Source organism: Pantoea sp. ACRSC, assembly GCF_022346785.1.
Taxonomy (GTDB): domain Bacteria; phylum Pseudomonadota; class Gammaproteobacteria; order Enterobacterales; family Enterobacteriaceae; genus Pantoea; species Pantoea alvi.
Genome location: NZ_JAKRNN010000003.1, coordinates 241,289 through 256,526, shown reverse-complemented (window position 1 = coordinate 256,526; position 15,238 = coordinate 241,289). Strand labels below are relative to the sequence as shown.

Here is a 15,238-nt window from a genome sequence, read left to right as displayed (position 1 = left end):
TTCTCAGTGAAACCTTAACCTGTGATCCGGTTATTCATCAGCAATGCTTGCCGGCGGCCAGTTCTCGAGGCGCATGCCCAGAGAAAGACCACGTGAGGCGAGCACATCTTTAATCTCGGTAAGAGATTTTTTACCCAGGTTAGGCGTTTTGAGCAGCTCAACCTCGGTACGCTGTACCAGATCACCGATGTAGTGGATAGCTTCTGCCTTAAGGCAGTTAGCAGAGCGGACAGTCAATTCCAGATCGTCAACAGGGCGCAGCAGGATCGGATCGAATTCTGGTTTCTCTTCCTTCACTTCTGGCTGACGTACATCACGTAAGTCAACAAAAGCTTCCAGTTGTTCTGCCAGGATGGTCGCCGCACGACGAATCGCCTCTTCAGGATCGATTGTGCCGTTGGTTTCCATTTCGATGACCAGCTTGTCCAGGTCGGTGCGCTGTTCTACACGCGCTGCTTCAACATTGTAGGCGATACGGTCTACAGGGCTGTAGCAAGCGTCGACCAACAGGCGGCCGATTGGGCGCTCATCTTCTTCCGAATGAATTCGGGCAGAAGCCGGCACATAACCACGACCACGCTGAACTTTGATACGCATGCTGATAGCGGCGTTCTCATCGGTCAGGTGACAGATCACGTGCTGCGGCTTGACGATTTCGACATCACCGTCATGGGTAATGTCGGCTGCAGTCACAGGGCCAATGCCAGATTTATTCAGGGTCAGAATGACTTCATCTTTACCCTGAACTCTTACCGCCAGCCCTTTCAGGTTGAGCAGGATTTCCAGGATATCTTCCTGTACGCCCTCTTTGGTGCTGTACTCATGCAGTACACCATCAATTTCAACCTCGGTCACCGCGCAACCCGGCATGGAAGAAAGCAGAATACGGCGCAGTGCGTTACCAAGAGTATGGCCAAAGCCACGCTCTAAAGGCTCAAGGGTCACCTTGGCGTGCGTCGAACTCACTTGCTCGATATCTACCAGGCGCGGTTTTAGAAACTCTGTCACAGAACCCTGCATTGTGTCCTCTCTTTGGTACTAAGCTTTACTTGGAGTAAAGCTCGACGATCAGGTGTTCGTTAATGTCCGCAGACAGATCGGTACGCTCAGGAATACGCTTGAACACACCTTCCATCTTAGTCGCATCAACTTCCAGCCAGGTTGGCTTTTCACGCTGCTCAGCCAGCTCCAGAGCGGCCTTCACGCGAGATTGCTTTTTGGCTTTCTCACGGATGCTTACGACATCATTCGGAGATACCTGATAAGAAGCGATGTTAACAACGCGGCCGTTAACCATTACAGACTTGTGGCTGACCAGCTGGCGTGCTTCTGCACGAGTGGCGCCGAAGCCCATACGGTAAACTACGTTATCCAGACGACCTTCCAGCAGAGCTAACAGGTTTGCACCGGTGTTGCCTTTCAGACGTGCTGCTTCTTTATAGTAGTTGCGGAACTGACGTTCCAGAACGCCGTAGATACGACGAACTTTTTGTTTTTCACGCAACTGGCCGCCGTAATCAGACAGACGCGGTTTACGCGCACCATGCTGACCAGGGGCTTGTTCAATTTTACACTTGGTATCAATCGCGCGAACGCCAGACTTCAGGAAAAGGTCTGTGCCCTCACGACGGCTCAGCTTGAGCTTAGGACCCAAATATCTTGCCATTTTCTTTCTCCAACTATCCTAAAAACGCGGCGTTATACGCGACGTTTTTTCGGCGGACGACAACCGTTGTGAGGGATCGGAGTCACATCAGTAATATTAGTGATGCGGAAACCTGCGGCGTTCAGAGCACGAATAGTTGATTCGCGACCCGGACCCGGACCCTTAACCATAACTTCCAGGTTCTTAATACCGTAATCTTTCACGGCTTCTGCACAGCGCTCTGCAGCGACCTGAGCAGCAAACGGAGTAGATTTACGTGAACCGCGGAAACCGGAACCACCGGCGGTTGCCCAACCCAGTGCGTTACCCTGACGATCGGTAATGGTAACGATGGTGTTGTTAAAAGAAGCATGGACATGAGCCACGCCATCTGAGACTTGCTTTCTTACACGCTTACGTGCACGAACTGGTGCCTTTGCCATTATTTACTCACCCCGATTATTTCTTGATCGGTTTGCGCGGACCCTTACGGGTACGTGCATTGGTCTTAGTACGCTGACCGCGTACTGGCAGACCACGACGATGGCGCAAACCACGGTAGCAACCAAGGTCCATAAGACGCTTGATGCTCAGGGTGATTTCACGGCGCAGATCACCTTCAACAACGAATTTACCAACTGCATCACGCAGCTGATCAATTTGTTCTTCAGACAGCTCACTGATCTTAACATCTTCAGCGATACCCGTTGCAGCACAGATGGCTTTAGAACGGGTCTTGCCGATACCGAAAATCGAAGTTAATGCGATAACGGTGTGTTTATGATCAGGAATGTTAATGCCTGCTATACGGGCCACTATGCACTCCTATAATTAAATAAATGCGCCCCATGCTGAAAAGCCCGTTTTCAGGATACTCAAATGGAAACGCATTGACATACAAAAGATTGGCTGGCTAATCTAGCCAGCTCAACCCGACTTTGCAAGAAAAATATGTGAAAAAATCAGCCCTGGCGCTGTTTATGCTTAGGCTCGGCGCTGCAAATCACACGTACGACACCGTCGCGGCGGATGATTTTGCAGTTACGACATAATTTCTTGACGGAAGCACGAACTTTCATTTTTACTCTCCGTAACTTCTCAAGCGCCTGAATTAACGGCCGTAGCCTTTCAGGTTTGCTTTCTTCAATGCAGACTCGTACTGACTAGACATCATCAGAGTTTGCACTTGAGCCATAAAGTCCATGATGACGACCACTACGATGAGCAGTGATGTACCGCCAAAGTAGAAGGGAACTTTCATCGCATCACGCATGAACTCCGGGATCAGGCAAATAAAAGTAATGTACAGTGCGCCGATTAAGGTCAGACGCGTCATTACTTTATCGATATACTTCGCCGTTTGCTCTCCCGGACGAATTCCCGGTACGAATGCACCAGACTTCTTCAGGTTATCTGCCGTTTCGCGCGGGTTGAAAACCAACGCCGTGTAGAAAAAGCAGAAGAAGATGATTGCAGTCGCATAGAGTAGCACATATAGCGGCTGTCCTGGCTGCAAATACAGCGAAATTGTTGTCAGCCAGTTCCAACCGGTACCGCCCCCGAACCAGGATGCTATCGTCGCGGGGAACAGGATAATGCTGGAAGCAAAAATAGCCGGAATAACACCCGCCATATTCACTTTCAACGGTAAATGTGTGCTCTGTGCAGCGTATACACGACGACCTTGCTGACGTTTCGCATAGTTCACCACAATGCGGCGCTGGCCACGCTCAACGAAAACAACGAAGAAGGTCACTGCAAATACGAGAACTGCAACCAACAGCAACAGGAGGAAGTGCAGGTCGCCTTGCCGCGCTTGCTCGATGGTATGGCCAATGGCCGGCGGAAGACCCGCAACAATACCCGCGAAGATAATGATCGAAATACCGTTACCGATACCTCGTTCAGTAATCTGTTCGCCCAGCCACATCAGGAACATCGTCCCGGTAACCAGACTTACAACAGCGGTAAAGTAGAAGGCAAAGCCTGGATTCAACACCAGGCCCTGCATTCCAGGCATATTCGGTAAACCGGTAGCAATACCGATTGACTGAAATATCGCCAATACCAACGTACCGTAGCGGGTGTACTGGCTAATCTTACGACGGCCAGCCTCCCCTTCTTTCTTAATCTCCGCTAACGCTGGATGAACCACCGTCAGCAACTGGATAATAATAGAGGCCGAAATATACGGCATAATACCCAGCGCGAAGATTGAAGCACGGCTGAGAGCACCACCAGAGAACATGTTGAACATTTCAATGATGGTGCCACGCTGTTGCTCAAGCAGTTTGGCAAGTACAGCGGCATCAATACCGGGGATTGGAATAAAAGAGCCAATTCGGAAGACAATCAGTGCACCGATTACAAACAGCAGTCTGCGTTTCAGTTCACCAAATCCGCCTTTGGCACTTTGAAAATCTAATCCCGGTTGTTTAGCCATCTGCTACTTATTCCTCGATTTTACCGCCAGCAGCTTCGATTGCAGCACGAGCACCTTTGGTGACACGCAGACCGCGAACCGTTACCGGTGCAGAAACTTCACCAGACAGAATCACTTTCGCGAATTCAATCTGAACACCGATAATGTTGGCTGCTTTCAGCGTGCTCAGGTCAACGATACCGCCTTCCACTTTCGCCAGGTCAGACAGACGCACTTCTGCAGTCACGAATGATTTACGCGAGGTGAAGCCGAATTTCGGCAGACGACGGTACAGAGGCATCTGACCACCCTCGAAACCGCGACGTACGCCACCGCCAGAACGAGAGTTCTGACCTTTGTGACCACGACCACCGGTTTTGCCGAGGCCAGAACCGATACCACGACCCAGACGCTTAGAAGCGTGCTTGGAGCCTTCGGCCGGAGACAGAGTATTTAAACGCATCTGTTACTCCTCTACTTTCAGCATGTAAGAGATCGCGTTGACCATACCGCGTACTGCCGGCGTGTCTTCACGCTCAACGGTGTGGCCAATACGACGCAGACCCAGACCAACCAGAGTGGCTTTGTGCTTAGGCAGGCGGCCGATTGAGCTACGGGTTTGAGTGATTTTAATAGTCTTAGCCATCGTGATTACCCCAGAATTTCTTCAACGGATTTACCACGCTTGGCAGCGACCATTTCTGGAGAATTCATATTTTCCAGGCCGTCGATAGTTGCACGAACCACGTTGATCGGGTTGGTAGAACCATAGGCTTTAGCCAGAACGTTATGAACTCCAGCGACTTCCAGAACGGCGCGCATTGCACCACCGGCGATGATACCGGTACCTTCTGAAGCCGGCTGCATGAACACACGGGAACCTGTGTGAGCACCTTTAACCGGGTGCTGCAGGGTGCCGTTGTTCAGCGCGACATTAATCATGTTGCGACGGGCTTTCTCCATCGCTTTCTGGATCGCTGCCGGAACTTCACGCGCTTTACCGTAACCAAAACCAACGCGGCCGTTACCATCACCCACTACAGTCAGTGCGGTGAAGGAGAAGATACGACCACCTTTCACAGTTTTAGAAACACGGTTTACCGCGATCAGTTTTTCCTGCAGTTCGCCAGCTTGTTTCTCGATGTGTGACATCCTAGACCTCTACCTTAGAACTGAAGGCCAGCTTCACGAGCAGCATCTGCCAGTGCCTGGACACGACCATGATATTGGAAACCGGAACGGTCGAAAGAAACATCTTTGATGCCTTTTTCGATAGCGCGCTCTGCAATAGCTTTACCTACTGCGGCAGCTGCATCTTTGTTGCCGGTGTACTTCAGTTGTTCAGAGATAGCTTTTTCTACAGTAGAAGCAGCAACCAGAACTTCGGAACCGTTCGGGGCGATCACCTGTGCGTAAATGTGACGCGGGGTACGATGTACCACCAGGCGAGTAGCACCCAGCTCTTTGAGCTTGCGACGTGCACGGGTCGCACGACGGATACGAGCAGATTTCTTATCCATAGTGTTACCTTACTTCTTCTTAGCCTCTTTGATACGCACGACTTCGTCGGCGTAACGGACACCCTTGCCTTTGTAAGGCTCAGGACGACGGTAGGCGCGCAAGTCAGCTGCAACCTGGCCGATCAGTTGTTTATCAGCGCCTTTCAGCACGATTTCAGTCTGAGTCGGACATTCTGCAGAGATACCCGCGGGCAGCTGATGATCAACCGGGTGAGAAAAACCCAGTGACAGGTTAACCACGTTGCCTTTAACGGCCGCACGATAACCAACACCAACCAGCTGCAGCTTCTTAGTGAAGCCTTCGGTAACACCGATAACCATGCCGTTCAGCAGCGCACGAGCGGTACCCGCCTGTGCCCAGCCGTTTGCAAAACCGTCGCGCGGAGCGAAGGTCAGTGCATTGTCAGCATGTTTAACTTCTACGGCATTATTGATAGTACGAGTCAGCTCGCCGTTTTTACCTTTAATCGAAATTACCTGACCGTCGAGTTTTACCTCTACGCCGGCAGGAACAACGACAGGTGCTTTAGCAACACGAGACATAGTTTCCTCCGATTACGCTACGTAGCAGATAATTTCGCCGCCAAGACCAGCCTGGCGTGCTGCACGATCAGTCATGACACCTTTAGAGGTAGAAATAACAGCAATACCTAATCCCGCCATAACTTTCGGCAGCTCATCTTTTTTCTTATAGATGCGCAGACCTGGGCGGCTGACACGCTGAATGCTTTCTACAACAGCTTTGCCCTGGAAATACTTAAGAGTCAGTTCCAGTTCCGGCTTGATGTCGCCTTCGATTTTGAAATCTTCAATATAACCTTCTTCCTTCAGCACGTTGGCAATTGCCACTTTCAGCTTGGAGGAAGGCATGGTGACCGCAGCTTTGTTCGCGGCCTGACCGTTACGGATACGGGTCAGCATATCCGCGATCGGATCTTGCATGCTCATCTGTCTTTACTCCCGTGATTCAATTGGTGACAATTACCAGCTAGCCTTTTTCAGACCCGGGATTTCACCGCGCATAGCGGCTTCACGGACCTTGATACGGCTCAACCCGAACTTCCGCAGGAAACCGTGCGGACGACCTGTTTGACGGCAGCGGTTACGCTGACGAGACGGGCTGGAATCACGCGGCAGAGTCTGCAGCTTGAGAACAGCGTTCCAACGATCTTCGTCGGTTGCGTTCACATCAGAAATGATCGCTTTCAGTTCAGCGCGTTTTGCGAAGAATTTGTCTGCTAATTTCACACGCTTAACTTCGCGTGCTTTCATTGATTGCTTAGCCATTAAGTAACCCTACCTTACTTGCGGAACGGGAAGTCAAAGGCAGTCAGCAGAGCACGGCCTTCATCATCAGATTTCGCAGTAGTGGTAATGGTGATATCCAAACCACGAACGCGATCGACTTTGTCGTAGTCGATTTCTGGGAAGATGATCTGCTCACGAACGCCCATGCTGTAGTTGCCACGACCGTCGAAAGACTTCGCGGACAGGCCACGGAAGTCGCGGATACGCGGTACAGCAATGGTGATCAGACGCTCAAAGAACTCCCACATGCGCTCGCCGCGCAGAGTTACTTTACAGCCGATCGGATAGCCCTGACGGATTTTGAAGCCTGCAACTGATTTGCGTGCTTTGGTGACCAGCGGTTTTTGACCGGAGATTGCTGCCAGGTCAGCTGCTGCGTTTTCCAGCAGTTTCTTGTCAGCGATCGCTTCACCAACACCCATGTTCAGGGTGATCTTCTCGACCCGAGGGACTTGCATGACAGAAGTGTAGCCAAACTCTGTCATGAGTTTCTGGACTACTTCGTCTTTGTAGTAATCATGCAGTTTCGCCATCGTACTACTCCAAATTACTTGATAGTTTCGCTGTTAGACTTGAAGAAACGGACTTTTTTGCCGTCTTCGAATCTAAAGCCTACACGGTCAGCCTTGCCGGTTGCCGCATTGAAAAGCGCAACGTTGGAAACCTGAATAGCGGCTTCTTTTTCAACGATGCCACCTGGTTGGTTCAGAGCCGGAACCGGCTTCTGGTGTTTCTTAACCAGGTTGATGCCTTCAACGATGACCTTGCCAGAAGACAGGACATTCTTAACTTTACCGCGCTTACCTTTATCTTTGCCGGTCAGCACGATAACTTCGTCGTTACGACGGATTTTCGCTGCCATTGTTCGCTCCTTAGAGTACTTCTGGTGCCAGAGAGATAATTTTCATGAACTTTTCAGTACGAAGTTCACGAGTTACCGGCCCAAAAATACGTGTTCCGATTGGCTGCTCGCTGTTATTGTTCAAAATAACGCATGCGTTACCATCGAAGCGAATGACAGAACCGTCCGGGCGACGAACACCCTTCCTGGTGCGCACCACTACCGCCTTCAGGACATCACCTTTTTTCACCTTACCACGCGGAATTGCTTCCTTGATGGTAACTTTGATGATGTCGCCGACGCCTGCGTAGCGACGGTGCGAGCCACCCAGAACCTTGATACACATTACGCGACGTGCACCGGAGTTGTCGGCGACGTTCAGCATAGTCTGTTCTTGGATCATTTTAGTGCTCCGCTAATGTCAACTACTACTTCGGGACCCAGACTTCAGGTCGTTAGAAAGCCCCATATTTGAGGGCGCGGCATTATAACACCGGTTCTCACAGATGGGTAGAAAAAATGAACGGCTCAGCAATGGAGCCGCTTATTTTCCCTGATAACAGGGAGGGCGTATTCTAGGGAATAGTCTCAGCAGTAGCAAATGTAATCTGCCTTATTTTTCGACACTCGCTATTGTCCCCTTGTTTAACGGCTTTAAGCCATCAGCTTCGCGGCCAGCCGGTTATGACGATAAAGCAGGTTTGGCAGGTCGATAACCGTTAATTCCCCGTTGCGCACCACCACTTTTCCATTGATAACGCTGTAGGCCACCTGCCCCGGATTGCAGAAGACCAGCGCGGCGACCGGATCGTGCCCTGCCCCGGCCAGCCCCAGCTGGTTGAGATTGAAGACCGCCAGATCCGCCTGCATGCCAGGCGCAATGGCGCCGATGTCGTCGCGGTTCAGCACCTTTGCGCCACCCCGCGTCGCCAGTTCCAGCGCCTGGCGCGCGCTCATCGCGTCGGATCCAAAGCCGACCCGCTGCAGCAGCATGGCCTGCCGCGCTTCGCCAATCATATTGGCACTGTCGTTAGAGGCGGAGCCGTCGACACCCAGGCCAACAGTGACGCCCGCGTCGCACATATGCCGTATCGGGGCGATACCGGAGGCGAGGCGCATGTTGGAGCAGGGGCAGTGCGCCACGCCGGTTCCGGTGCGCGCAAACAGCGCGATGCCGCGATCGTCAAGCTTTACGCAGTGCGCGTGCCAGACGTCATGCCCAACCCAGCCGAGATCTTCAACGTACTGCGCCGGCGTCATATTGAACTTCTCACGGCTGTAGCGGATGTCGCTGTCGTTCTCCGCCAGGTGGGTATGCATCGAGACCTTATAGCGGCGTGCCAGCGTGGCAGACTCCTTCATCAGCTCGCGGCTGACAGAGAAAGGCGAACAGGGTGCAACGACGATACGCAGCATGGCGCCGCGGCGGTCATCGTGATAGCGCTCAATCACGCGCTGCGTATCTTCCAGAATGGCTGACTCTTTCTCTACCAGGCTGTCCGGCGGCAGGCCGCCCTGCTTTTGACCGACGCTCATGCTGCCGCGGCTGGCGTGAAAGCGCATGCCCATCTCCGCCGCCGCGGCGATACTGTCGTCGAGTCGGCAGCCGTTGGGAAAGACGTAAAGGTGGTCGCTGGTTGTGGTGCAGCCGGAGAGCATCAGCTCGGCCATCGCCGTTTGCGTTGAGACATGTATCATCTCTGGCGTCAGCTTCTGCCAGATGGGATAAAGGTGCGTTAGCCAGTTAAACAGCTCGCCGTTTTGCACCGAAGGCACCACGCGGGTCAGGCTCTGATACATATGATGGTGGGTATTGATCAGGCCCGGCACCACGATATGCCCGCGCAAATCGATAATCTCGTCTGCGCTTTGCGGCAGCTCATCCGCTGCGCCTACCGCCTCAATCTTATCGCCTTTGATATAGATGCTGCCGTTGCGAATCTCCCGACGCGTATCATCCATACAGACCACGACTTCAGCATTCTTCAATAACAGTGTCTGTTGCATCCCCTGCCCTTTTGCTGCGGTGAGTGAAGGAACGATAGTATCGTCTCTTTTTTCACCGCGCTAACGGCAGGGGCGATTATAAAGTGGCTGGCAGCTGATCGCGCCGGATTGAGATTAGGCGCAAAAAAAAACCCTCTGCCGAAGCAGAGGGTTTCTTCAGAAAAAACAGTTCCTGTTACAGAACGGCTTTCTCGATAACGCGAACCAGAGTCCAGGATTTGGTCTTGGACAGCGGACGGGTTTCGCGGATTTCTACCACGTCACCAATACCGCATTCGTTGTTCTCGTCATGGATGTGCAGCTTAGTCGTACGCTTGATGAATTTACCGTAGATCGGGTGTTTCACGAAACGCTCGATAGCGACAACTGCAGATTTCTGCATTTTGTCACTAACAACACGACCTTGCAGAGTACGGATTTTATCGGTCATTACGCACCCGCCTTCTCAGTCAGTAAAGTCTTAACGCGTGCAACATCACGACGAACCTGTTTCAGCAGATGGGTCTGCTGCAGTTGGCCGGATGCTGCCTGCATGCGCAGGTTAAACTGCTCACGCAGCAGATTAAGCAGCTCAGTGTTCAGCTCTTCAACGCTTTTTTCACGCAGCTCTGTTGCTTTCATTACATCACCGTCTTAGTAACAAAGGTGGTTTTGATAGGCAGTTTTGCTGCTGCCAGCTTGAAGGCTTCACGGGCCAGCTCTTCTGGTACGCCGTCCATTTCATACAGGACTTTACCAGGCTGAATCAGGGCAACCCAATACTCCACGTTACCCTTACCTTTACCCATACGCACTTCCAGCGGCTTCTCGGTGATCGGTTTGTCCGGGAATACACGGATCCAGATCTTACCTTGACGCTTAACTGCACGGGTCATAGCACGACGTGCTGCTTCGATCTGACGAGCAGTCAGACGACCACGGCCAACAGCTTTCAGACCGAAAGTACCGAAGCTAACATCCGTACCCTGCGCCAGACCGCGGTTGCGGCCTTTGTGCACTTTACGGAATTTTGTACGCTTTGGTTGTAACATCAGCGACTCTCCTTACTTACGGCCTTTACGCTGCTGCTTTTTAGGTTGAGCAGCCGGTTCCGGTTGTTCAACAGCAGCCATACCACCCAGGATCTCGCCTTTGAAGATCCATACCTTAACGCCGATTACACCATAAGTGGTGTGCGCTTCAGAGGTGTTGTAGTCAATGTCAGCACGCAGAGTGTGCAGCGGTACGCGACCTTCACGGTACCATTCGGTACGTGCGATCTCAGCTCCGCCCAGACGGCCGCTAACTTCAACTTTGATACCTTTAGCGCCCAGACGCATGGCGTTCTGAACAGCACGCTTCATCGCACGACGGAACATCACGCGACGCTCCAGCTGTGAAGTGATGCTGTCAGCAACCAGTTTCGCGTCCAGTTCCGGCTTACGGACTTCGGCGATATTGATCTGTGCAGGTACGCCAGCGATGTTCGCGACGACCGTGCGCAGTTTTTCTACGTCTTCACCCTTTTTACCGATAACGATACCCGGGCGAGCGGTGTGAATGGTCACACGGATGCTCTTAGCCGGACGCTCGATAACGATGCGGGATACAGACGCTTTTGCCAGTTCTTTAGTCAGGAACTGACGAACTTTAAAATCGCTGTCCAGGTTGTCAGCGAATTCTTTGGTGTTCGCAAACCAGGTAGAGTTCCATGGTTTTACAATACCCAGGCGAATACCATTAGGATGTACTTTCTGACCCATTGCTAGTCTCCAGAGTCTCAGCGATCGGACACAACCACAGTAATGTGGCTGGTGCGCTTCAGGATGCGATCTGCACGACCTTTAGCACGCGGCATAATGCGCTTCATGCTCGGGCCTTCGTCTACGAAAATTTTCGCGACTTTCAGATCGTCGATATCAGCGCCATCGTTGTGTTCGGCGTTAGCAATGGCAGATTCCAGGACCTTCTTAACCAGTACAGCCGCTTTCTTGTTGGTGTAGGTCAGAATATCCAGAGCCTGCGACACTTTCTTACCGCGAATCAGGTCAGCAACAAGGCGGACCTTCTGAGCAGAAGAACGAGCATGGCGATGTTGAGCAATAGTTTCCATCTCTTCCTCCTACTTATTTCTTCTTGGCTTTCTTATCAGCAGCGTGGCCGCGATAAGTACGTGTCGGTGCAAATTCACCCAGCTTGTGGCCGACCATTTCGTCGGAAACAAAGACAGGAACGTGCTGACGACCATTATGGACAGCGATGGTCAAACCGATCATGTTAGGGAAGATCGTTGAACGACGGGACCAGGTGCGCAGGGGCTTCTTGTCTCCGCTTTCCACCGCTTTCTCTACCTTCTTCAGCAAGTGCAGGTCAATAAAAGGACCTTTCTTGAGAGAACGTGGCATGGCTTATCCTCTAATATTATTTGCTACGGCGACGTACGATAAATTTATCAGTACGCTTGTTGCTACGGGTCTTCTTACCTTTGGTCTGAACGCCCCACGGAGTTACCGGGTGCTTACCAAAGTTACGACCTTCACCACCACCGTGCGGGTGATCTACTGGGTTCATCGCGGTACCGCGAACGGTCGGACGAACACCACGCCAACGAGTTGCACCAGCTTTACCCAGCACGCGCAGCATATGCTCAGCGTTGCCGACTTCGCCCAGGGTTGCGCGGCAATCAGCTTCGATTTTACGCATTTCGCCTGAACGCAGACGCAGGGTAACGTAGGAGCCTTCACGCGCAACGATCTGCACGTAAGCGCCAGCAGAGCGAGCGATCTGACCGCCTTTGCCCGGCTTCATTTCTACGTTGTGTACAGTAGAACCCACCGGGATGTTACGCATCGGCAGGGTGTTACCTGCTTTGATCGCAGCATCAACGCCAGACTGAATCTGGTCGCCGGCTTTCAGGCCTTTAGGGGCCAGGATATAACGGCGCTCGCCGTCTTTGTACAGAACCAGTGCGATGTTCGCAGAACGGTTCGGATCGTACTCAAGACGCTCAACAACTGCCGGGATACCGTCTTTGTTGCGTTTGAAGTCAACAATACGGTAAGCCTGCTTGTGACCACCACCGATATGACGGGTAGTGATACGACCATTGTTGTTACGACCACCGGATTTGCTGTTCTTTTCGATCAGCGGGGCAAAAGGTTTGCCCTTGTGCAGCTCAGGGTTTACCACTTTAACGACGTGGCGACGACCCGGAGATGTCGGTTTACATTTAACAACTGCCATTGTCTTTCTCCTCCGACTTACTCAGCGCCGCCGACGAAGTCCAGATTCTGGCCTTCCTTCAGGGTGACGTAAGCTTTTTTCCAGTCGCTGCGACGACCGATACGCTGTCCGTGACGCTTAGTTTTCCCTTTAACAACCAGGGTGTTCACGTCTTTAACTTCTACTTCGAACAGTTTTTCAACAGCAGCAACGATCTCTGCTTTGGTCGCGTCTTTAGCAACTTTGAGAACGATGGTGTTGGTTTTTTCCATCGCAGCAGACGCTTTTTCAGATACGTGCGGCGCGCGCAGTACTTTCAGCAGACGTTCTTCACGGATCATGCCAGCATCTCCTCAACTTGCTTAACTGCATCAGCAGTCATAACGACTTTGTCGAAGGCGATCAGGCTAACTGGGTCGATACCCGCTGCATCGCGCACGTCAACCTTGTACAGGTTGCGGGCAGCCAGGAACAGATTCTCATCCAGTTCACCGGTGATGATCAGCACGTCTTCCAGCGCCATGTCTTTCAGTTTCTGTACCAGCAGCTTGGTTTTCGGTGCTTCTACAGAGAACGTCTCGACAACGATCAGACGATCTTGACGTACCAGTTCGGACAGGATGCTTTTCAGCGCGCCGCGGTACATCTTTTTGTTAACTTTTTGACTGTGGTCCTGCGGACGTGCAGCGAAGGTCACGCCGCCTGAACGCCAGATCGGGCTCTTTACAGAACCTGAACGCGCACGGCCGGTGCCTTTCTGGCGCCACGGCTTTTTGCCTGAACCAGTTACTTCAGCACGCGTTTTCTGCGCGCGGGTACCCTGACGGGCGCCTGCAGCGTAAGCAACAACAACCTGGTGAACCAGCGCTTCGTTGAAATCACGACCGAAGGTAGTTTCGGAAACAGTCAGCGCGCTCTGCGCGTCTTTCAGTACTAATTCCATTGCTATCCCCTTACGCCTTCACAGCTGGTTTAACGATCAGGTCGCTACCGGTCGCACCCGGGACAGCACCTTTCACCAGCAGCAGGTTGCGCTCAGCGTCAACACGTACCACATCCAGGCTCTGAACGGTTACGCGCTCATTACCCAGCTGACCTGCCATTTTCTTGCCCTTGAACACTTTGCCCGGAGTCTGGTTCTGACCGATAGAACCCGGAACGCGGTGAGAAAGGGAGTTACCGTGAGTAGCGTCCTGGGTACGGAAGTTCCAGCGCTTAACGGTACCTGCGAAACCTTTACCTTTAGAGGTACCGGTTACGTCTACTTTTTTAACGTCAGCGAAAATTTCAACACTGATGCTCTGGCCAACTGAGTACTCTTCACCTTCAGCGGTGCGGAATTCCCACAGACCACGGCCGGCTTCAACGCCAGCTTTAGCAAAATGACCAGCTTCAGGTTTGGTCACACGGTTCGCTTTTTTCGCACCGGTGGTAACCTGGATTGCCTGGTAACCATCGTTCTCCAGGCCTTTGACCTGAGTAACGCGGTTTGCTTCAACTTCGATTACGGTTACTGGGATTGAAACGCCGTCTTCAGTGAAGACGCGGGTCATGCCCACTTTTTTACCGACTAAACCAATCATTGTATCAACCTCTCAATCGCTCGATGACCTGATTAACCCAGGCTGATCTGCACGTCTACACCGGCAGCCAGATCCAGACGCATCAGAGCATCAACGGTTTTTTCAGTTGGCTCAACGATGTCTACCAGACGCTTGTGAGTGCGGATTTCGTACTGATCGCGCGCATCTTTGTTAACGTGCGGAGAGATCAGAACGGTGAAGCGCTCTTTGCGAGTCGGCAGCGGGATCGGACCACGAACCTGCGCACCAGTGCGCTTGGCGGTCTCAACGATTTCCGCGGTTGATTGATCGATCAGACGATGATCAAACGCTTTAAGACGGATACGGATTCTTTGGTTCTGCATGAGACCAGAGCTCCAAACTTTTTATAGACGAAAAAAATTACTACTCGCACCCATTACGATTGATGGGAGAGTGTAATCGTTCAGCATATAACTCCACAATTGGGAGTATTGTCAGGCGACCTAACATGCTGCCGCCTGCGATTCTGCTCGAATCGCGCCTGCTAATATTGGCAAGCCCGCGCATTATACGTAAATCTGCTCAGGAAGCAACCCGTGTTCTGTTTTTAACCTTATTTTCTGGTGGCATTTTTATGGCGGCAATAGCGAAGCGCGCGCAAGGCGGGCAAGGTCTGGTAGGGAAAGCAAAAGAGATTAAGCCCGCTTGCGCCATCAGAGAGCGCAAGCGGGCTCGATAAGGGGATATGTC

29 protein-coding genes are annotated in these 15,238 nt (G+C 52.1%); 1 reads left to right on the top strand and 28 read right to left on the bottom strand.

All coding sequences use genetic code 11. The features are described 5' to 3' along the window. Positions 1 to 30: 30 nt before the first annotated feature. The 28 genes from MHZ97_RS06045 to rpsJ all read right to left on the bottom strand — a co-directional run bounded on the left by MHZ97_RS06045 (position 31) and on the right by rpsJ (position 14,871). Positions 31 to 1,020, bottom strand: coding sequence for a DNA-directed RNA polymerase subunit alpha (locus tag MHZ97_RS06045; protein ID WP_003850179.1), 990 nt, complete (start codon positions 1,018 to 1,020; stop codon positions 31 to 33). A 25-nt stretch (positions 1,021 to 1,045) separates the two neighbouring features. Then, positions 1,046 to 1,666 carry a 30S ribosomal protein S4 gene (rpsD, locus tag MHZ97_RS06040; RefSeq protein ID WP_103797661.1) on the bottom strand — a complete coding sequence of 207 codons (621 nt, stop codon included), beginning with the start codon at positions 1,664 to 1,666 and terminating at the stop codon, positions 1,046 to 1,048. A 32-nt stretch (positions 1,667 to 1,698) separates the two neighbouring features. Beyond that, a complete protein-coding gene (rpsK, locus tag MHZ97_RS06035; RefSeq protein WP_004160563.1) occupies positions 1,699 to 2,088 on the bottom strand; it encodes a 30S ribosomal protein S11 in 390 nt (129 codons plus the stop codon). Between the two features lie 16 nt (positions 2,089 to 2,104). After that, the gene (rpsM, locus tag MHZ97_RS06030; protein ID WP_033752934.1) at positions 2,105 to 2,461 is read right to left on the bottom strand and encodes a 30S ribosomal protein S13; all 357 of its coding nucleotides are present in this window, start codon (positions 2,459 to 2,461) and stop codon (positions 2,105 to 2,107) included. 146 nt (positions 2,462 to 2,607) lie between these two features. Further along, positions 2,608 to 2,724 (bottom strand): 50S ribosomal protein L36, encoded by a 117-nt coding sequence (gene rpmJ / locus MHZ97_RS06025; protein WP_004160566.1) that lies wholly within the window; start codon positions 2,722 to 2,724, stop codon positions 2,608 to 2,610. Positions 2,725 to 2,756: 32 nt separating this feature from the next. Beyond that, the gene (gene secY, locus MHZ97_RS06020) at positions 2,757 to 4,088 is read right to left on the bottom strand and encodes a preprotein translocase subunit SecY (RefSeq protein ID WP_033752936.1); all 1,332 of its coding nucleotides are present in this window, start codon (positions 4,086 to 4,088) and stop codon (positions 2,757 to 2,759) included. A 7-nt stretch (positions 4,089 to 4,095) separates the two neighbouring features. Further along, a complete protein-coding gene (gene rplO, locus MHZ97_RS06015) occupies positions 4,096 to 4,530 on the bottom strand; it encodes a 50S ribosomal protein L15 (protein ID WP_033752938.1) in 435 nt (144 codons plus the stop codon). 3 nt (positions 4,531 to 4,533) lie between these two features. Beyond that, on the bottom strand, positions 4,534 to 4,713 hold the full coding sequence (rpmD, locus tag MHZ97_RS06010) for a 50S ribosomal protein L30 (protein ID WP_021186404.1): 180 nt from the start codon (positions 4,711 to 4,713) through the stop codon (positions 4,534 to 4,536). A 5-nt stretch (positions 4,714 to 4,718) separates the two neighbouring features. Beyond that, entirely contained in the window at positions 4,719 to 5,219 is a 501-nt protein-coding gene (gene rpsE, locus MHZ97_RS06005; protein ID WP_033752940.1) for a 30S ribosomal protein S5, read from the bottom strand. Positions 5,220 to 5,233: 14 nt separating this feature from the next. Then, a complete protein-coding gene (gene rplR, locus MHZ97_RS06000; protein WP_033752941.1) occupies positions 5,234 to 5,587 on the bottom strand; it encodes a 50S ribosomal protein L18 in 354 nt (117 codons plus the stop codon). Between the two features lie 9 nt (positions 5,588 to 5,596). Further along, positions 5,597 to 6,130, bottom strand: a complete 534-nt coding sequence (rplF, locus tag MHZ97_RS05995) for a 50S ribosomal protein L6 (protein WP_033752942.1) — start codon at positions 6,128 to 6,130, stop codon at positions 5,597 to 5,599. A 12-nt stretch (positions 6,131 to 6,142) separates the two neighbouring features. After that, entirely contained in the window at positions 6,143 to 6,535 is a 393-nt protein-coding gene (gene rpsH / locus MHZ97_RS05990) for a 30S ribosomal protein S8 (RefSeq protein WP_033752943.1), read from the bottom strand. A 33-nt stretch (positions 6,536 to 6,568) separates the two neighbouring features. Continuing rightward, a complete protein-coding gene (gene rpsN, locus MHZ97_RS05985; RefSeq protein ID WP_033752945.1) occupies positions 6,569 to 6,874 on the bottom strand; it encodes a 30S ribosomal protein S14 in 306 nt (101 codons plus the stop codon). Between the two features lie 14 nt (positions 6,875 to 6,888). Next, positions 6,889 to 7,428 (bottom strand): 50S ribosomal protein L5, encoded by a 540-nt coding sequence (gene rplE / locus MHZ97_RS05980; RefSeq protein ID WP_033752947.1) that lies wholly within the window; start codon positions 7,426 to 7,428, stop codon positions 6,889 to 6,891. 14 nt (positions 7,429 to 7,442) lie between these two features. Next, positions 7,443 to 7,757, bottom strand: coding sequence for a 50S ribosomal protein L24 (gene rplX, locus MHZ97_RS05975; RefSeq protein ID WP_003850150.1), 315 nt, complete (start codon positions 7,755 to 7,757; stop codon positions 7,443 to 7,445). A gap of 10 nt (positions 7,758 to 7,767) precedes the next feature. Further along, on the bottom strand, positions 7,768 to 8,139 hold the full coding sequence (rplN, locus tag MHZ97_RS05970) for a 50S ribosomal protein L14 (RefSeq protein ID WP_006120590.1): 372 nt from the start codon (positions 8,137 to 8,139) through the stop codon (positions 7,768 to 7,770). 251 nt (positions 8,140 to 8,390) lie between these two features. Further along, on the bottom strand, positions 8,391 to 9,743 hold the full coding sequence (locus tag MHZ97_RS05965) for an 8-oxoguanine deaminase (RefSeq protein ID WP_239314882.1): 1,353 nt from the start codon (positions 9,741 to 9,743) through the stop codon (positions 8,391 to 8,393). Between the two features lie 175 nt (positions 9,744 to 9,918). Next, on the bottom strand, positions 9,919 to 10,173 hold the full coding sequence (rpsQ, locus tag MHZ97_RS05960) for a 30S ribosomal protein S17 (RefSeq protein ID WP_033752951.1): 255 nt from the start codon (positions 10,171 to 10,173) through the stop codon (positions 9,919 to 9,921). Beyond that, positions 10,173 to 10,364 (bottom strand): 50S ribosomal protein L29, encoded by a 192-nt coding sequence (rpmC, locus tag MHZ97_RS05955; RefSeq protein WP_025902044.1) that lies wholly within the window; start codon positions 10,362 to 10,364, stop codon positions 10,173 to 10,175. Before rpmC ends, rpsQ begins: the two co-directional genes overlap by 1 nt. Further along, positions 10,364 to 10,774 (bottom strand): 50S ribosomal protein L16, encoded by a 411-nt coding sequence (gene rplP, locus MHZ97_RS05950; protein ID WP_002438716.1) that lies wholly within the window; start codon positions 10,772 to 10,774, stop codon positions 10,364 to 10,366. Before rplP ends, rpmC begins: the two co-directional genes overlap by 1 nt. 12 nt (positions 10,775 to 10,786) lie before the next feature. Continuing rightward, a complete protein-coding gene (gene rpsC, locus MHZ97_RS05945; RefSeq protein WP_009087585.1) occupies positions 10,787 to 11,485 on the bottom strand; it encodes a 30S ribosomal protein S3 in 699 nt (232 codons plus the stop codon). Between the two features lie 17 nt (positions 11,486 to 11,502). Continuing rightward, a complete protein-coding gene (rplV, locus tag MHZ97_RS05940; RefSeq protein ID WP_007891659.1) occupies positions 11,503 to 11,835 on the bottom strand; it encodes a 50S ribosomal protein L22 in 333 nt (110 codons plus the stop codon). Positions 11,836 to 11,848: 13 nt separating this feature from the next. Further along, on the bottom strand, positions 11,849 to 12,127 hold the full coding sequence (gene rpsS, locus MHZ97_RS05935) for a 30S ribosomal protein S19 (protein WP_001138115.1): 279 nt from the start codon (positions 12,125 to 12,127) through the stop codon (positions 11,849 to 11,851). Between the two features lie 16 nt (positions 12,128 to 12,143). Then, on the bottom strand, positions 12,144 to 12,965 hold the full coding sequence (rplB, locus tag MHZ97_RS05930) for a 50S ribosomal protein L2 (RefSeq protein WP_033752967.1): 822 nt from the start codon (positions 12,963 to 12,965) through the stop codon (positions 12,144 to 12,146). Between the two features lie 17 nt (positions 12,966 to 12,982). Further along, entirely contained in the window at positions 12,983 to 13,285 is a 303-nt protein-coding gene (gene rplW, locus MHZ97_RS05925; protein WP_033752969.1) for a 50S ribosomal protein L23, read from the bottom strand. Continuing rightward, positions 13,282 to 13,887, bottom strand: coding sequence for a 50S ribosomal protein L4 (gene rplD / locus MHZ97_RS05920; protein WP_033752971.1), 606 nt, complete (start codon positions 13,885 to 13,887; stop codon positions 13,282 to 13,284). Before rplD ends, rplW begins: the two co-directional genes overlap by 4 nt. A gap of 10 nt (positions 13,888 to 13,897) precedes the next feature. Further along, positions 13,898 to 14,527 carry a 50S ribosomal protein L3 gene (rplC, locus tag MHZ97_RS05915; RefSeq protein ID WP_033792404.1) on the bottom strand — a complete coding sequence of 210 codons (630 nt, stop codon included), beginning with the start codon at positions 14,525 to 14,527 and terminating at the stop codon, positions 13,898 to 13,900. Positions 14,528 to 14,559: 32 nt separating this feature from the next. After that, complete coding sequence (gene rpsJ, locus MHZ97_RS05910; protein ID WP_001181005.1) at positions 14,560 to 14,871, bottom strand: 30S ribosomal protein S10; 312 nt, start codon at positions 14,869 to 14,871, stop codon at positions 14,560 to 14,562. Between the two features lie 125 nt (positions 14,872 to 14,996). Here rpsJ and MHZ97_RS05905 point away from each other — a divergent pair, with 125 nt between their 5' ends. Further along, on the top strand, positions 14,997 to 15,227 hold the full coding sequence (locus tag MHZ97_RS05905) for a hypothetical protein (protein ID WP_103797665.1): 231 nt from the start codon (positions 14,997 to 14,999) through the stop codon (positions 15,225 to 15,227). Positions 15,228 to 15,238: the final 11 nt, after the last annotated feature.

Coding starts and splice junctions, on each gene's coding strand:
- rpmD (WP_021186404.1), bottom strand. CDS start 4,713: ATGGCTAAGACTATTAAAATCACTCAAACCCGTAGCTCAATCGGCCGC.
- rpsJ (WP_001181005.1), bottom strand. CDS start 14,871: ATGCAGAACCAAAGAATCCGTATCCGTCTTAAAGCGTTTGATCATCGT.
- secY (WP_033752936.1), bottom strand. CDS start 4,088: ATGGCTAAACAACCGGGATTAGATTTTCAAAGTGCCAAAGGCGGATTT.
- rplD (WP_033752971.1), bottom strand. CDS start 13,887: ATGGAATTAGTACTGAAAGACGCGCAGAGCGCGCTGACTGTTTCCGAA.
- rpmJ (WP_004160566.1), bottom strand. CDS start 2,724: ATGAAAGTTCGTGCTTCCGTCAAGAAATTATGTCGTAACTGCAAAATC.
- rpsH (WP_033752943.1), bottom strand. CDS start 6,535: ATGAGCATGCAAGATCCGATCGCGGATATGCTGACCCGTATCCGTAAC.
- rpsQ (WP_033752951.1), bottom strand. CDS start 10,173: ATGACCGATAAAATCCGTACTCTGCAAGGTCGTGTTGTTAGTGACAAA.
- rpmC (WP_025902044.1), bottom strand. CDS start 10,364: ATGAAAGCAACAGAGCTGCGTGAAAAAAGCGTTGAAGAGCTGAACACT.
- MHZ97_RS06045 (WP_003850179.1), bottom strand. CDS start 1,020: ATGCAGGGTTCTGTGACAGAGTTTCTAAAACCGCGCCTGGTAGATATC.
- rpsK (WP_004160563.1), bottom strand. CDS start 2,088: ATGGCAAAGGCACCAGTTCGTGCACGTAAGCGTGTAAGAAAGCAAGTC.
- rpsS (WP_001138115.1), bottom strand. CDS start 12,127: ATGCCACGTTCTCTCAAGAAAGGTCCTTTTATTGACCTGCACTTGCTG.
- rplN (WP_006120590.1), bottom strand. CDS start 8,139: ATGATCCAAGAACAGACTATGCTGAACGTCGCCGACAACTCCGGTGCA.
- rplR (WP_033752941.1), bottom strand. CDS start 5,587: ATGGATAAGAAATCTGCTCGTATCCGTCGTGCGACCCGTGCACGTCGC.
- MHZ97_RS05965 (WP_239314882.1), bottom strand. CDS start 9,743: ATGCAACAGACACTGTTATTGAAGAATGCTGAAGTCGTGGTCTGTATG.
- rpsD (WP_103797661.1), bottom strand. CDS start 1,666: ATGGCAAGATATTTGGGTCCTAAGCTCAAGCTGAGCCGTCGTGAGGGC.
- rpsN (WP_033752945.1), bottom strand. CDS start 6,874: ATGGCTAAGCAATCAATGAAAGCACGCGAAGTTAAGCGTGTGAAATTA.
- rplE (WP_033752947.1), bottom strand. CDS start 7,428: ATGGCGAAACTGCATGATTACTACAAAGACGAAGTAGTCCAGAAACTC.
- MHZ97_RS05905 (WP_103797665.1), top strand. CDS start 14,997: ATGCTGCCGCCTGCGATTCTGCTCGAATCGCGCCTGCTAATATTGGCA.
- rplF (WP_033752942.1), bottom strand. CDS start 6,130: ATGTCTCGTGTTGCTAAAGCACCTGTCGTTGTTCCTGCCGGCGTAGAG.
- rplB (WP_033752967.1), bottom strand. CDS start 12,965: ATGGCAGTTGTTAAATGTAAACCGACATCTCCGGGTCGTCGCCACGTC.
- rplO (WP_033752938.1), bottom strand. CDS start 4,530: ATGCGTTTAAATACTCTGTCTCCGGCCGAAGGCTCCAAGCACGCTTCT.
- rplX (WP_003850150.1), bottom strand. CDS start 7,757: ATGGCAGCGAAAATCCGTCGTAACGACGAAGTTATCGTGCTGACCGGC.
- rplC (WP_033792404.1), bottom strand. CDS start 14,527: ATGATTGGTTTAGTCGGTAAAAAAGTGGGCATGACCCGCGTCTTCACT.
- rplP (WP_002438716.1), bottom strand. CDS start 10,774: ATGTTACAACCAAAGCGTACAAAATTCCGTAAAGTGCACAAAGGCCGC.
- rplV (WP_007891659.1), bottom strand. CDS start 11,835: ATGGAAACTATTGCTCAACATCGCCATGCTCGTTCTTCTGCTCAGAAG.
- rplW (WP_033752969.1), bottom strand. CDS start 13,285: ATGATCCGTGAAGAACGTCTGCTGAAAGTACTGCGCGCGCCGCACGTA.
- rpsC (WP_009087585.1), bottom strand. CDS start 11,485: ATGGGTCAGAAAGTACATCCTAATGGTATTCGCCTGGGTATTGTAAAA.
- rpsE (WP_033752940.1), bottom strand. CDS start 5,219: ATGTCACACATCGAGAAACAAGCTGGCGAACTGCAGGAAAAACTGATC.